Raw genomic sequence first — 13,202 nt, 5'->3', positions numbered from 1 at the left:
GCTCAGCACTCCGGCGCGCGTGCGGCGCGATTGAGATCGGCCAGCGACAGGCTGCGGTCGAACAGCGGTGCGAGGCTTTGATCATGGCTGACGAACAGCAGGCTGGCGCCCGCCGCCCGGCACTCGGAAAAGAGCAGTTGCAGGAAGGCTTCGCGGCTGTCCGCATCCAGTGCCGAGGTCGGTTCGTCGGCGATGACCAGCTCCGGCTGGCCGATCAGCGCTCGGGCGGCAGCCACGCGCTGCTGCTGGCCGATGGACAGCGCATCGGCCCGCCGCTCGAACAGCTCCTGTGCCAGCCCCAGGTGCTCCAGCAGGCTGGCCGCGGCGGCGTCCGTGCTGCCGTGCCGCTTGCGCGCACGTTCGGCACGTAGCCGCGAAAAATGGCAGGGCAGGCCGACGTTTTCACGCACCGATAGAAAAGGCAGCAGGTTGAACTGCTGGAAGATGTAGCCGGTGTGATCGACCCGGAAGCGATCACGGGCGCCCGCCGACAGGCTGCCGAGGTCACGGTCGAGCAGGCGCACGCTGCCGCGCGCGGCCTTCTGCACGCCGCCGATTAGACCGAGCAGGGTGGTCTTGCCGCTGCCCGAGGGGCCTTTGAGAAACAGGCTCTCGCCGCGCTCGAGGCGCAAGCAGGGGATGTCCAGCAGCTCGGCCTGGCGTGGCCAGGCGAAGCCGAGGTTGTCGATTGCGAGAAGTGGAGCGGTCATCGATGTCCAGTGCTGGTTCAGAAAGGCAGCTGCGTGCGCGCCGGGGTCAGTTCCGCGCCCTGTTGGCCGTTGGGGCCGATCAGTTGTACCTGAATCTTCTCCGTGCCGGGGAAACGTTCGAACAGGCCCTTGAGATCCAGCGCCTGTAGTGCCCCCGGATCGCTGCAATCGAACTGGTAGCTTGCCTCGATATCACTGTGGCCGCCGTGTTCGTCTGCGGCGGCATGGCTGTGTTCGTGCTGGTGGTCATCGTCCTGGTCGCGGCGCTGGTAACCGGCGTGGGCCGAACCGAGCAGTTCGCCATGCAGCTGCTGTTCGCTCACCACGCAGTCGGCAGCCTTTGGCAGGCCGAACAGTGTCGCCGGTTGCTCGAGTTGGGCCCGTGCTTCGGCGATCTTCGCTTCGTCCGCTGGTGTGGCAGGCGCGTGTTCGAAGCCGACCAGATTCATGGCCGGGCTGATGAACTCCAGTTCAAGACGCTTGCCATCCAGCGCGGCGTTCAGGCGAGCCGCACCATGTTCGTGGGCGCCGAGGCTGGCAGCTTCTTCATGTTCGTGATGATGATCTTCATGTGCTTGGCTGTAGCTCAGGGGCAACAGAAGCACGGGTACGGCGAGCAGTAAGTGGCGCATGGTCAGCTCCATTGGCAAGGGTCCGTTACGTTATAACAACTTTGCCGCTTGGCTGGCCAGCGCGGCCCGTGCATGTGAGCATGAACGGATATTTCAGGAGGGGACAGCATGATCCGAATCCGCGGACGCATAGGGGACTGGCCGGTCGATCTGGAAATCGAACTGGGCGAACAGGACTGGTCGGGCCTGACGCGTGGGCTGGGCGCCGTCGAGATCAGCTCGGCCGGGCGGCCTGCAACGGCGGCGTCGCCGCCGGCCGATGCGCTTTGGCACAGCGCCCGGGAATGCCTGCGCAGTGCCGGGAAGCTGGAAGGGCCGCAGTTGTTCGCCGAGCTGGAGGCGATCACCGGGAGCACGCAGCTGGCCAAGCGGTTGCTGGTGCGGCTGCGTCATTGCGATGAGGTGCGGGTCGAGCATGGCAACGATTCGGCCTGCTATCACTGGATCGGCGAGCCCGCCGACGGACTCGCCACCAGCGGCGGCCGGGATCAGTAGATCGCCTGATAGAGCTTGCGGCGATACAGCGTCACCAGCGGATGGTCGTTGCCGAGCAGGTCGAAGACCTGCAGCAGGGTCTTGTGCGGCAGCCCGTCGGCATAGCTTCGGTTGCGCACGAACAGCCTGAGCAGCCCGTCCAGCGCCGCTTCATACTGCTGCCGCGCCAGCTGCTGGACGGCCAGCTGGTACGCCGCCTCGTCATCCTCGCCGTTCTGCGCCAGGCGGCTCTTCAGCGTGGCGGCATCGGGCAGGTCATTGGCCTGACGCAGGAACGTCAGCTGCGCGCGCGCGCCGGCCAGTGCCTGCTTGTGCTCATCGCCCTTCACGGCATTGAGCACGGTTTCCGCCTCGCCCAGCTCGCCCCGTTCGGCAAGGCAGCGCGCGTACAGAATCAGGCCGGCGGCGTTCTCGTTGTCCTCGCTGAGCAGCTGCTGCAGCTGCGCCTCTGCCTCGGCAAAACGGCCTTCGGCGAAGGCTGCCTCAGCGCTTTCCAGCAGATTGCCCTGCGGCGATGCCGGGGCCTGTAAATGGGGCTCGAGCATGGCGCGAATCGCGGATTCCGGCTGCGCACCGGCGAAACCGTCCACCGGCTGGCCGTCCTTGAACAGCACCACGGTCGGCAGGCTGCGGATACCGAAGCGGGCAACGACCTCCTGCTCGATGTCGCAGTTGACCTTGGCCAGCAGCAACTCGCCCTGGTACTCCTCGGTGATCTTCGCCAGCAGGGGCATCAGCGCCTTGCACGGCGCGCACCATTCGGCCCAGAAATCCACCAGCACCGGCTTGTGGAACGAGTTCTCGAGCACCAGCTGTTCGAAACTGGCGGTGGTGACATCGAAGATATAGGGCGTCTGGCTCATCGGAATTCTCGTCGGCGACGGGTGACTGGGAAGCTGTGCATGGTAAGTGGGGGCGCCGCCGGCGAGAAGCAAGAGCTCGCGTGATGGATGCCATTGGTCTATGGTTGCGCCGCCTCTACGACGCGGTATCGCGATCGCCTCGTCGAGGCGAAACCCTTTTCCTAGACCGGTGCGGCGTTTGCAGTCGCGCGTCATAAGGAGCTTCAGATGTCCTTCCTCTCCGATTTCCGGGAGCGCTATCTCGTGCGCTTCTGGTCACCCCTGCCGGCGCTCGTCGCGCTGGGCGTCGCTTCCGCCTACTACTTCGCCATCACCGGGACCTTCTGGGCCGTCACCGGCGAGTTCACTCGCTGGGGTGGACACGTCATTTCCTGGTTCGGCTACACCCCGCAGGAGTGGAGCTATTTCAAGCTGATCGGCCTGGCCGGTACGCCGCTCGATCGCATCGACGGCGTGATGATCATCGGCATGCTGCTTGGCGCGCTCTGTGCGGCGCTGTGGGCGAACAACGTCAGCCTGCGCTGGCCGACCAGCAGGCGCCGCCTGCTGCAGGGTCTGGTCGGCGGCATCATCGCCGGCTTCGGTGCGCGTCTGGCCATGGGCTGCAACCTGGCGGCCTTCTTCACCGGCATTCCAATGTTCTCGCTGCATGCCTGGGCCTTCATGCTGGCCACCGTGGGCGGCGCCTGGATCGGCGTGAAGATCTGCCTGCTGCCCTGGCTGCGCACGCCGCTGAAGGTCGGTAGCCAGGCCAGTTCGCTGTTCGGTGACGTGGAAGGCACGCGGCGGCGGGCCTCGTTGCAGGCGCGCCTCGGCACCGGGGTGGCGGTGCTGGCCATCGCATTCGCCGCCTGGCGCTTCGACACCTCGCTGGTGCTGGGCATGGCGGTGCTGTTCGGCCTGTTGTTCGGCGGGCTGATCGAGCGGGCGCAGATCTGCTTCACCAGTGCCGCTCGTGACCTCTGGACCACCGGCCGAACCCGCGCGGCCTACGGCATTCTTCTCGGCATGGCGGTGGCCTGCGTCGGTACGTTCGGTGCCATCGCGCTGGGGGCAAGTCCGAAGATTTTCTGGATGGGGCCGAACGCGATTCTCGGCGGCGTGCTGTTCGGCATCGGCATCGTCGTCGCCGGCGGCTGCGAAACCGGCTGGATGTATCGCGCCATGGAAGGGCAGGTGCACTTCTGGGTGGTGGGCGTCGGCAACGTCATCGGCGGCACGCTGGTGGCGGTGTACTGGGACCAGCTCGGCACGTCGCTGGCGCTGCCCTATCCGAAGATCAATCTGCTGGAGAGCTTCGGCCCGGCCAGCGGATTGCTGCTGACCTTTGCCGGCCTGGCCATCGCCATGCTGCTGGTGCACCTCAACGCACGTCGTTTTCAACCGAAAAGGAGTCCTGCCCGTGAGCCAGGCCAAACCGAATCTCTCGCTTGATCTGCGGGGCGAGCACTGCCCGTATAACGCCATCGCCACGCTGGAAACCCTGGCGACCATGCAGCCAGGGCAGTTGCTGGAAGTGGTGACGGACTGTTCGCAGTCGGTGCACGGCATTCCCGAGGACGCCACGGCCAAGGGTTACAACTGCCTGGCGGTGGAGCAGCACGGTCCGCTGTTCCGCTTTCTCATCGAAGTGCCGCGCTGAGCGGGCCATGTGACGGTCGCTATGGCGCGGCCAGCGGCCAGCGTCCCAGCGCGTCGTAGCGCACGCCGCCCGGCGTTGCCGTCGACAGATAGAGGCCGAAGTGGTCGGCGTGCCAGGCGAAGCCCGGCGCGGCGCCGCTCGGTCGGCTGCGGGCCTGGCGAGCCAGCGTCAGGTGCGGGAGGAATGGCCGGCTGTCGAGCACCACGCCGAGCGCGGCCAGATGCTCGGCGAGGGTAGCGACCAGCCTCGACAGGGCCTGCGGCGTCGTGCTCGGTTGCAGGCAGATGAAGCCCTTGCCGATGGTGGTGAGCCGGTCCAGCCGGAGGTCGAATGCCGTCCCCTCGATGCCTGATGCCATGGTCAGCAGTGCCTCCAGCCGCTCCTTCGGCTGAGCACCGAGAAAGGCCAGGGTCATGTGCAGATTGGCCTCGGCCACCGGGCGCCCGTCGAATGCCTGGCCGTCACGCCAGGCGCAGATGGCCGTCGCCTGCTCGGGCGGGCAGGGCAGGGCGAAGAACAGGCGCAGACTTTCCTCGCTCATGGTGTCTCCGTATGGCTAGCGCGTCGCGTGGTAGAGGCTCACCTGGCGAAACTCCGCCGGCTCTGCCAGATCCGGCCAGGTGCAGGCATCGAGCACGTCCAGGCGCCGGTACAGCGGGTGGGCGAAGTCCCGCACGCGGGAATCGGCCACCAGCGCTTCCCGGCCTCGGCTGAGAAACTGATCCAGCAGCGGCAGGTTGGCGCGGTCGTAGAGCACATCGGCGACGAGGATCAGATCGAAGCGATCCGCTTCGCCGAAGAAGTCCTGCGAATAGCGTAGCTCGACACCGTTGAGCGCGGCGTTCGCCCGGCAGGCGGCGAGCGCCAGCGGGTCCAGGTCGCAGGCCACCACCTCGGCGGCTCCTGCCTTGGCCGCGGCGATGGCAGCGACGCCGGAACCCGCGCCGAAATCCAGCACGCGCTTGCCGCGCACCCAGTCCGGGCGCTCGGCCAGCCAGCGGGCCAGGACCAGCCCGCTGGCCCAGCAGAAACACCAATATGGTGGCTCGTCGAGAATGCGCCGGGTTTCCTCGGGGCTGAAGGCGCGATCCATGTTGGCCGCATCGATCAGCCAGAGGCGCAGCTCGGTGTCCGGCAGCGTCTCGGCGACCAGGCGGGCATCGCCCAGCAGTTCGTGCAGCGCGGCCTGCAGCTGCGCCGGTGCGCTCACGGTGCCGGAACCAGCTGCAGCGGTCCGAGCGCCTGGCTGGCAGCGCTCGATATGGTGCGCGGCGGCAGGCGCATGATCAGCTGGCCGGCGCGCGTGACGCGGCCGCGCAGCTCGACGCGCTGGCCGGCCGGGAAGGCGTCGGGGTTGAACTGGAGGATGAACGGCAGCTCGCTGCCGCGGCCCTTGAGCTGCACGTTGCTGAGCAGGCGGTCGGGCTGGTCGCGACGGTCGACCTCCAAGAGGGCCAGCTCCACGTCGCTGCCGGCCGGTGCGCCGATCAGGCTGCCGCTCAGTTCGTTGAGCAGTTTGGAGTGGGGTGCGGTGCTCAGCTCGACGGGAGCCGTCGGTGGTTCGCTGGGTTGGCTGCCGCAGCCGACGAGCAGCGTCAGCAGGGCGGGCAGAACGAGAAAACGTGATGGCACAGACGGCCTCCTGAACGGCGATTGCGGGCTTGTATAGCAGCAAAGCCGTCGCCTTGTCTTGCCGGTCGGATGCGCTACCATGGCCGTCCCGACGTACGACCGATTCCAGCCCCATGCATTGTCCCTTCTGCGGTGCCCACGACACCAAGGTCATCGATTCCCGCCTGGTCGCCGAGGGCGATCAGGTGCGCCGCCGCCGCGAGTGCCTGGCCTGTGGCGAGCGCTTCACCACCTTTGAAACCGCCGAGCTGGTGATGCCGCGACTGATCAAGTCCGACGGCAGTCGCCAGCCGTTCGACGAGCAGAAACTGCGCGCCGGCATGCAGCGTGCGCTGGAAAAACGTCCGGTCAGCGTCGAGCGCCTGGAAGCTGCGATCGCCCATATCAAGCATCAGCTGCGCGCCACCGGCGAGCGCGAGATCAAGTCGCGGGTGCTCGGCGAGCTGGTGATGGCCGAGCTGCAGAAGCTCGACGAGGTCGCCTATATCCGCTTCGCCTCGGTCTACCGCCGCTTCCAGGACCTCAACGAGTTCCGCGAGGAAATCGAGCGGCTGTCCCGCGAGCCGGCCAAGCCCGAATGACGGCCGATCACGCCTGGATGGCCCGGGCGCTGCAGTTGGCGCGCAAGGGCCTTTATTCGACCCATCCGAACCCGCGGGTCGGCTGCGTCATCGTCGCCGATGGCGAGCTGGTCGGTGAGGGCTGGCACGTACGCGCCGGCGAGCCGCATGCCGAGGTCCATGCGCTGCGCCAGGCCGGCGAGCGCGCCCGCGGTGCCACCGCCTACGTCACCCTCGAACCCTGCAGCCATTACGGGCGCACGCCGCCCTGTGCCGAAGCGCTGGTCAAGACCGGGGTCGGACGCGTGGTGGCGGCCATGCAGGACCCCAATCCGCAGGTCGCCGGGAATGGTCTGGAGCTGCTGCGCAGCGCCGGTATCGAAGTTGCCAGCGGTGTGCTGGAGACCGAGGCGCGGGAACTCAATGCGGGCTTTATCAAGCGCATGGAAAGCGGTCTGCCATACGTGCGCGCCAAGCTGGCGATGAGCCTGGACGGGCGCACGGCGATGGCCAGCGGCGAGAGCCAGTGGATCACCGGCCCGGCGGCGCGTGCCGAGGTGCAGCGCCTGCGCGCCCGCTCCAGCGTGGTGCTGACCGGCGCCGACACCGTGCTGATGGATGCCGCGCGGCTGACCGTGCGCGGCGCCGAATTGGGGCTGGACGCGGAAACCACTGCGCTAGCGCTGCAGCGCCCGCCGCTGCGGGTGCTGGTCGATGGCCGGCTGCGCGTGCCGCTGGATGCGCCGTTCTTTCAGGCTGGTCCGGCGCTGGTCGTCACGGTGGTCGCCGGCCGCGAGGAGACCTATCTTCGCGCCGGCCACGAGGCGCTGGTGCTGGGGCAGGAGCGGGTCGACCTGAGCGCGCTGCTGCGCGAGCTGGCTGCCCGTGGTGCCAACGAGGTGCTGGTCGAGGCCGGACCGCGGCTGGTCGGTGCGTTCGCCAGCCTCGGCCTGATCGACGAGTACCAGGTGTTCATGGCGGCCAAGTTTCTCGGCTCCTCGGCGCGGCCGCTGCTGGAGCTTCCGCTCGAGCGCATGAGCGAGGCGCGCGAGCTGAAGATCGTCGACATCCGGGCGGTGGGCGACGACTGGAAGATCCTGGCGCGCCCGGCCAACTGATCGGCAACCCGTGTCGGCGGTGTCCGCCGATAGCCTGCGTCTTGCATTCAGATAGCTGCTACCGGGCGATAACGGGCTGCCCCGCGTCGCTATTTGTGTTAAAAACGCTGCCGGGCCGCAAACGGCCCAACGTTCTCAGGGCGGGGTGCGATTCCCCACCGGCGGTAATGGCCACGGCCTAGCCCGCGAGCGCTTGCCCAGGCAAGGTCAGCAGACCCGGTGTGATTCCGGGGCCGACGGTATAGTCCGGATGAGAGAGAGCGGGATATTCCGATGGGCGCCGTCCGTGCACCCGTCATGCATCCCTATCGATCCGTAGCGCCCTGTTTTTCATAAACAGGAGTTCGTCGTATGCAGCGTTTTACCCGCCTTCCACGGGAGGCCACATGTTCACCGGAATAATCGAAGCCATCGGCACCATCCGTGCGCTCACACCCAAGGGCGGCGACGTCCGCGTGCTGGTCGAAACCGGCAAGCTGGATCTGGGCGACGTCAAGCTGGGCGACAGCATCGCTGTCAACGGCGTCTGCCTGACGGCGGTGGAGCTGCCGGGCAACGGCTTCTGGGCCGACGTCAGCCGCGAAACTCTGGCGCGCACCGCCTTCATCGATCTCAAGGCCGGCAGTCGGGTCAACCTGGAAAAGGCCCTGACCCCTACCAGCCGCCTCGGCGGCCATCTGGTCAGCGGCCACGTCGATGGTGTCGGCGAGGTCGTGGCGCGGGAAGATAATGCCCGCGCCGTGCAGTTCCGCATCCGCGCGCCGCGCGAGCTGGCCAAGTACATTGCGCTCAAGGGGTCGATCACCGTGGACGGCACCAGCCTCACGGTCAACGCGGTCAATGGCGCCGAATTCGAGCTGACCATCGTGCCGCACACCCTCGGCGAAACCATCATGGCCGACTACCGCCCCGGGCGGCAGGTGAACCTGGAGGTCGACCTGCTGGCGCGTTACCTGGAGCGCCTGATGATGGGCGACAAGGCCGCCGAACCCAAGGCCTCGGGGCTCACCGAAGGTTTTCTCGCCGAGCACGGCTACTTGAAGAATTGAGGAGACGCCCGATGGCGCTCAATACCGCTGAAGAACTGATCGAAGACATCCGCGCCGGCAAGATGGTCATCCTCATGGATGACGAGGACCGCGAGAACGAGGGCGACATCATTGTCGCCTCCGAGTGCGTGACCGCCGAGCACATCAATTTCATGGCGCGCTTCGCCCGCGGCCTGATCTGCATGCCCATGACCCGCGAACGCTGCGAGCTGCTCAAGCTGCCGCTGATGGCGCCGCGCAACGGCTCGGGCTTCGGTACCAAGTTCACCGTTTCCATCGAGGCCGCCGAAGGGGTGACCACCGGCATTTCCGCGGCCGACCGCGCGCGTACCGTGCAGGCCGCCGTGGCGAAGAACGCCAAGGCCGAGGACATCGTCAGCCCCGGCCACATCTTTCCGCTGATGGCGCAACCGGGTGGCGTGTTGGCGCGGGCCGGCCACACCGAGGCCGCCTGTGACCTGGCGCGCATGGCCGGGTTCGAGGCCAGCGGCGTGATCTGCGAGATCATGAACGACGACGGCACCATGGCCCGCCGGCCGGAGCTCGAGCTGTTCGCCGAGCAGCACGGGCTGAAGATCGGCACCATCGCCGACCTGATCCACTACCGCATGATCCACGAGCGTACCGTGCAGCGGGTTTCCGAGCAGCCGCTGGAAACCGAGCTGGGCCAGTTCAACCTGGTCACCTACCGCGACGGCGTCGAGGACACCGTGCACATGGCGCTGACCCGCGGTGAGATTTCCCCGGAAGAGCCGACCCTGGTGCGCGTACACAACATGGAGCCGCTGCGTGATCTGCTGCTGGTCACCGTGCCGGGTCGCTGGAGCCTGCGCGCGGCGATGAGCGAGGTGGCCAAGGCCGGCAAGGGCGTGGTGCTGCTGCTCGGCAATCCGCTGACCGGCCCGCAGCTGCTGGCGCAGCTGACCCGTCAGCAGCCGCCGACCCCGGCCACCTACAGCACCGTCGGCGCCGGTTCGCAGATCCTGCGTGACCTGGGCGTGCGCAAGATGCGCCTGATGAGCGCGCCGATGAAGTTCAACGCGATATCCGGCTTCGATCTGGAAGTTGTAGAATACCTGCCCGCTGAGTAAGGGTGCCGCGCTACTGCGCTTGGACATACTGCGTTGAAAACAGGCGAGGCTTGCTCATTTACCTCGGTAAACTCCGCCGCCTCACCTGCTTTCGCCTTGTCTGTCCTGCGCTCGCTACGCGCTGCTCCGTAGGGCTGTCCTGTTTTGTCCATAAGCTCTTTAACGCTATACGAGATTTGTACCATGCCCCTGAAGACCATCGAAGGAACCTTCATCGCCCCGCAGGGCAAATACGCCCTGGTCGTAGGCCGCTTCAACAGCTTCGTCGTCGAGAGCCTGGTCAGCGGCGCGGTCGACGCGCTGGTTCGCCACGGCGTCAGCGAAAACGACATCACCATCATCCGTGCACCGGGTGCCTTCGAGATTCCGCTGGTCGCGCAGAAGGTCGCGCAGCAGGGTGAATACGACGCCATCATCGCCCTCGGCGCGGTCATCCGCGGTGGTACGCCGCACTTCGAATACGTCGCCGGTGAGTGCACCAAGGGCCTGGCCCAGGTCTCCATGGAGTTCGGCGTACCGGTTGCCTTTGGCGTGCTGACCGTCGATTCCATCGAACAGGCCATCGAGCGTTCCGGCACCAAGGCCGGTAACAAGGGCGCCGAAGCCGCACTCTCCGCACTGGAAATGGTGAGCCTGCTTTCGCAGCTGGAGGCGAAGTGAGCCTGAATCACGACGATAGCCAGGACGCACCGCAGCCCAAGGCCAAGGGCAAGATCGCCACGCGCCGGGTCGCGCGCAGCCTGGCGATGCAGGCGTTGTATCAGTGGCACATGGCCGGTCAGAGCCTCAACGAGATCGAGGCGCAGTTCCGCGTCGACAACGATTTCAGCGGTGTCGACGGTGCCTACTTCCACGAACTGCTCAACGGCGTGGCGCGCAAGAAGACCGAGGTCGACCAGGCCATTGCGCCGAATCTCGACCGTCCGCTGGACGAGCTCGATCCGGTGGAGCTGGCCATCCTGCGCCTGTCGACCTACGAGCTGATGCAGCGCATCGACGTGCCGTACCGCGTGGTCATCAACGAAGGCATCGAGCTGGCCAAGGTCTACGGCGCCACCGACGGACACAAGTTCGTCAACGGCGTGCTGGACAAGCTGGCCCCCTCGCTGCGCAGCGCCGAAGTGCGCAACCACAAGCGCTGAGGGCCGCTCGCCTTGCTGGGTGAGTTCGAGCTGATCCGTCACTACTTCGCCGCCGCCGCTTGCGCCAGGGCCGGCGGCGAAGTCGTTCTCGGCATCGGCGATGATTGCGCCCTGTTGAAGATTCCCACTGGTGAGCAGCTGGCGGTATCCACCGACACGCTGGTCGCCGGCGTGCATTTCCCTGATCCCTGCGATCCGTTTCTGCTCGGCCAGCGCGCCTTGGCCGTCGCCGCCAGCGACCTGGCCGGCATGGGCGCCATACCCATCGGCTTCACCCTTGCCCTGAGCCTGCCGAGCGGCGATCCGCTCTGGCTCGCCGAGTTCGCCCGTGGACTGGATGCCATGGCGCTCGACTGCAGCCTGCGTCTGATTGGCGGCGATACCACCCGTGGCCCGCTGTGCCTGACGGTAACGGTGTTCGGCCGCGTGCCGGCCGGGCAGGCGCTGACCCGCGCCGGCGCGCAGACCGGTGATCTGCTCTGCGTCGGTGGTGTGCTGGGCGAAGCAGCCGGAGCGCTGCCCCTGGTGCTTGGTCAGGCGGAAGCCGATGCGGATGTCGCCGAACACCTGCTGGCGCGCTACTGGTCGCCACAGCCTCAGCTGGCCCTGGGCGAGGTGCTACGAGGCAAGGCCACGGCGGCGCTGGATATCTCCGACGGGCTGCTGGCTGATTGTGGGCATATTGCCAAGGCTTCGGGCGTGGCCTTGCAGATCGAGCGTGATCGGCTGCCGTTGTCCGAGCCGCTGCGCCGTTTCGCTGGCGACGCCGAAGCGCTGCGTTGCGCGCTGGCTGGCGGCGACGACTACCTGCTGGCCTTCACCCTGCCGCCTGCCGAACTGGCGCCGCTGCAGGCTGCCGGCTGGCCGGTGCAGGTCATCGGCCGGGTGACGGCGGGGCAGGGGGTGCAGCTGCTGGACGCGGCGGGCAACGAGGTGGCCGTGTCCGAACGCGGCTACAACCATTTCAATCCATGAGGGCGTTGCGGGCCTGCTCAGCCCGCGATCAATCCGAGAAGGAACGCTGTTTTGACTGATACCTCGCCGGTCGCGGCCAAGCCGCAAACTCTGGTCTGGTCCGATCCCTGGCACAACCTGGCGTTCGGCTTCGGTTCCGGACTGATGCCCAAGGCGCCGGGCACCTGGGGTTCGCTGGTAGCGCTGCCGTTCGTGCCGCTGTGGCAGTTGCTGCCAGGCTGGGGTTATCTGCTGATGCTCGGCTTGACCATGCTGTTCGGCGTCTGGCTGTGCGGCAAGGTGGCGCGCGAACTCGGCGTGCACGACCACGAAGGCATCGTCTGGGATGAGTTCGTCGGCATCTGGATCACCTTCTGGCTGGTGCCGGAGGGCTGGTACTGGCTGCTGCTCGGCTTCGTGGTGTTTCGCGTGATGGATATCGCCAAGCCCTGGCCGATCAGCTGGGTGGATCGGCATATTCATGGTGGGGTGGGCATCATGCTCGACGATGTCCTCGCCGGGGTCGCCGCCTGGGCGGTCATGCAGGGACTGGTGGCGCTGTTGGTTTGATTGTGCGTCCGGTCGCTGCAGGCGGTCGGCCATTGAAGGATGATCGGCGTTCGCCCCGGGCCCGGTTTCGAGGAAGAAATAGCCATGCGTAGCGTCTCCGTTCTGTTCGCCAGCCTGTTGCTCCTGCCCGCGCTGGCGCAGGCCGCCTCCATGGTGCAAGTGGTCGGGCTGTTTCCGGGCGCTGCGGTGGTCAACGTCGACGGCCAGCGCAAGCTGGTCAGGGTCGGGCAGACCGGGCCGGGTGGCGTCCAGGTGGTCAGCGCCGATGCCAGCGGCGCGGTGCTGCGGGTCGACGGCGTCGAGCGTCACTACAACCTGAGCCGTGAATACAGCGGCGCCTATGCAGCGCCGAGCAAGACCCAGCTGAGCGTGGCCAAGGGCACCGGCGGCCATTACTGGATTGCCGGTGCGATCAATGGCCAGTCGATCCAGTTCCTCGTCGATACCGGCGCCACTTCGGTGGCGATCAACGAGCATCAGGCCCGTCGCTTGGGCATCGACTATCGCGTCAACGGCCGGCCGATGGTGGTGAGCACCGCCAGCGGCACGGCCAAGGCCTGGCGCGTGCACCTGAACAGCGTCAAGGTCGGCGCGATCGAAGTGCTTGGCGTCGAGGCCGTAGTCGTCGCGGGCGGCTCGCCCACCGAGGCGCTGCTTGGCATGAGCTTCCTTGGTCGGGTCAGCTGGCGCGAGGAGCAGGGCGTGCTGGTGCTGGAGTCGAAGACCTCCTGAGTTCAGGCTGAT

Annotated in this window: 18 protein-coding genes and 1 riboswitch; of the genes, 12 read left to right on the top strand and 6 right to left on the bottom strand. The window is 66.9% G+C overall.

Annotated elements, in window-relative coordinates; genetic code table 11:
• Positions 1-2: 2 nt before the first annotated feature.
• Entirely contained in the window at positions 3-710 is a 708-nt protein-coding gene (locus NAO55_RS16310) for an ABC transporter ATP-binding protein (protein ID WP_102840434.1), read from the bottom strand.
• A 17-nt stretch (positions 711-727) separates the two neighbouring features.
• Positions 728-1,354 (bottom strand): DUF2796 domain-containing protein, encoded by a 627-nt coding sequence (locus tag NAO55_RS16305; RefSeq protein ID WP_102840435.1) that lies wholly within the window; start codon positions 1,352-1,354, stop codon positions 728-730.
• A gap of 96 nt (positions 1,355-1,450) precedes the next feature.
• On the opposite strand from NAO55_RS16305, the gene NAO55_RS16300 reads away from it, so the two are divergent.
• Positions 1,451-1,837 (top strand): hypothetical protein, encoded by a 387-nt coding sequence (locus tag NAO55_RS16300; protein WP_102840436.1) that lies wholly within the window; start codon positions 1,451-1,453, stop codon positions 1,835-1,837.
• Here NAO55_RS16300 and trxA read toward each other — a convergent pair.
• Positions 1,831-2,700: a thioredoxin gene (trxA, locus tag NAO55_RS16295; RefSeq protein WP_102840437.1), complete on the bottom strand. Its 870-nt coding sequence runs from the start codon at positions 2,698-2,700 to the stop codon at positions 1,831-1,833. The genes NAO55_RS16300 and trxA overlap by 7 nt on opposite strands.
• Positions 2,701-2,907: 207 nt before the next feature.
• On the opposite strand from trxA, the gene yedE reads away from it, so the two are divergent.
• Together yedE and yedF are read left to right on the top strand one after the other, a co-directional pair.
• Entirely contained in the window at positions 2,908-4,134 is a 1,227-nt protein-coding gene (gene yedE, locus NAO55_RS16290; protein ID WP_102840438.1) for a selenium metabolism membrane protein YedE/FdhT, read from the top strand.
• A complete protein-coding gene (gene yedF, locus NAO55_RS16285; protein WP_013981735.1) occupies positions 4,103-4,342 on the top strand; it encodes a sulfurtransferase-like selenium metabolism protein YedF in 240 nt (79 codons plus the stop codon). Before yedE ends, yedF begins: the two co-directional genes overlap by 32 nt.
• Before the next feature lie 19 nt (positions 4,343-4,361).
• Here yedF and thpR read toward each other — a convergent pair whose 3' ends face one another.
• From thpR to NAO55_RS16270, 3 genes are read right to left on the bottom strand one after another with little or no spacing between them, the layout of a single operon-like run.
• Positions 4,362-4,883, bottom strand: a complete 522-nt coding sequence (gene thpR, locus NAO55_RS16280; RefSeq protein ID WP_102840439.1) for an RNA 2',3'-cyclic phosphodiesterase — start codon at positions 4,881-4,883, stop codon at positions 4,362-4,364.
• Between the two features lie 15 nt (positions 4,884-4,898).
• On the bottom strand, positions 4,899-5,552 hold the full coding sequence (locus NAO55_RS16275) for a class I SAM-dependent methyltransferase (protein WP_014595794.1): 654 nt from the start codon (positions 5,550-5,552) through the stop codon (positions 4,899-4,901).
• The gene (locus tag NAO55_RS16270; protein WP_041755354.1) at positions 5,549-5,974 is read right to left on the bottom strand and encodes a YbaY family lipoprotein; all 426 of its coding nucleotides are present in this window, start codon (positions 5,972-5,974) and stop codon (positions 5,549-5,551) included. The genes NAO55_RS16275 and NAO55_RS16270 overlap by 4 nt, the downstream gene beginning before the upstream one ends.
• Before the next feature lie 113 nt (positions 5,975-6,087).
• On the opposite strand from NAO55_RS16270, the gene nrdR reads away from it, so the two are divergent.
• From nrdR to NAO55_RS16225, 9 genes are all read left to right on the top strand, one after another.
• Complete coding sequence (nrdR, locus tag NAO55_RS16265) at positions 6,088-6,555, top strand: transcriptional regulator NrdR (RefSeq protein WP_003304016.1); 468 nt, start codon at positions 6,088-6,090, stop codon at positions 6,553-6,555.
• Complete coding sequence (gene ribD, locus NAO55_RS16260; protein ID WP_102840440.1) at positions 6,552-7,652, top strand: bifunctional diaminohydroxyphosphoribosylaminopyrimidine deaminase/5-amino-6-(5-phosphoribosylamino)uracil reductase RibD; 1,101 nt, start codon at positions 6,552-6,554, stop codon at positions 7,650-7,652. The genes nrdR and ribD overlap by 4 nt, the downstream gene beginning before the upstream one ends.
• Positions 7,653-7,779: 127 nt before the next feature.
• A riboswitch (FMN riboswitch) is annotated at positions 7,780-7,918 on the top strand.
• Positions 7,919-8,038: 120 nt separating this feature from the next.
• Entirely contained in the window at positions 8,039-8,701 is a 663-nt protein-coding gene (locus NAO55_RS16255; protein WP_011912026.1) for a riboflavin synthase, read from the top strand.
• 11 nt (positions 8,702-8,712) lie between these two features.
• Positions 8,713-9,792 (top strand): bifunctional 3,4-dihydroxy-2-butanone-4-phosphate synthase/GTP cyclohydrolase II, encoded by a 1,080-nt coding sequence (ribBA, locus tag NAO55_RS16250; protein WP_011912027.1) that lies wholly within the window; start codon positions 8,713-8,715, stop codon positions 9,790-9,792.
• Positions 9,793-9,975: 183 nt separating this feature from the next.
• The gene (ribH, locus tag NAO55_RS16245) at positions 9,976-10,452 is read left to right on the top strand and encodes a 6,7-dimethyl-8-ribityllumazine synthase (RefSeq protein WP_011912028.1); all 477 of its coding nucleotides are present in this window, start codon (positions 9,976-9,978) and stop codon (positions 10,450-10,452) included.
• A complete protein-coding gene (gene nusB, locus NAO55_RS16240; RefSeq protein WP_011912029.1) occupies positions 10,449-10,934 on the top strand; it encodes a transcription antitermination factor NusB in 486 nt (161 codons plus the stop codon). The genes ribH and nusB overlap by 4 nt, the downstream gene beginning before the upstream one ends.
• Positions 10,935-10,946: 12 nt before the next feature.
• A complete protein-coding gene (gene thiL / locus NAO55_RS16235) occupies positions 10,947-11,909 on the top strand; it encodes a thiamine-phosphate kinase (RefSeq protein WP_102840441.1) in 963 nt (320 codons plus the stop codon).
• A gap of 51 nt (positions 11,910-11,960) precedes the next feature.
• Positions 11,961-12,458: a phosphatidylglycerophosphatase A family protein gene (locus NAO55_RS16230; RefSeq protein WP_102840442.1), complete on the top strand. Its 498-nt coding sequence runs from the start codon at positions 11,961-11,963 to the stop codon at positions 12,456-12,458.
• A gap of 84 nt (positions 12,459-12,542) precedes the next feature.
• Complete coding sequence (locus NAO55_RS16225) at positions 12,543-13,190, top strand: retropepsin-like aspartic protease family protein (protein ID WP_102840443.1); 648 nt, start codon at positions 12,543-12,545, stop codon at positions 13,188-13,190.
• The last annotated feature ends 12 nt before the right edge of the window (positions 13,191-13,202 follow it).

Source organism: Stutzerimonas frequens, from assembly GCF_024448335.1.
GTDB classification, from domain to species: Bacteria; Pseudomonadota; Gammaproteobacteria; order Pseudomonadales; family Pseudomonadaceae; genus Stutzerimonas; species Stutzerimonas frequens.
This window is presented reverse-complemented; position numbering and strand designations above follow the sequence as displayed.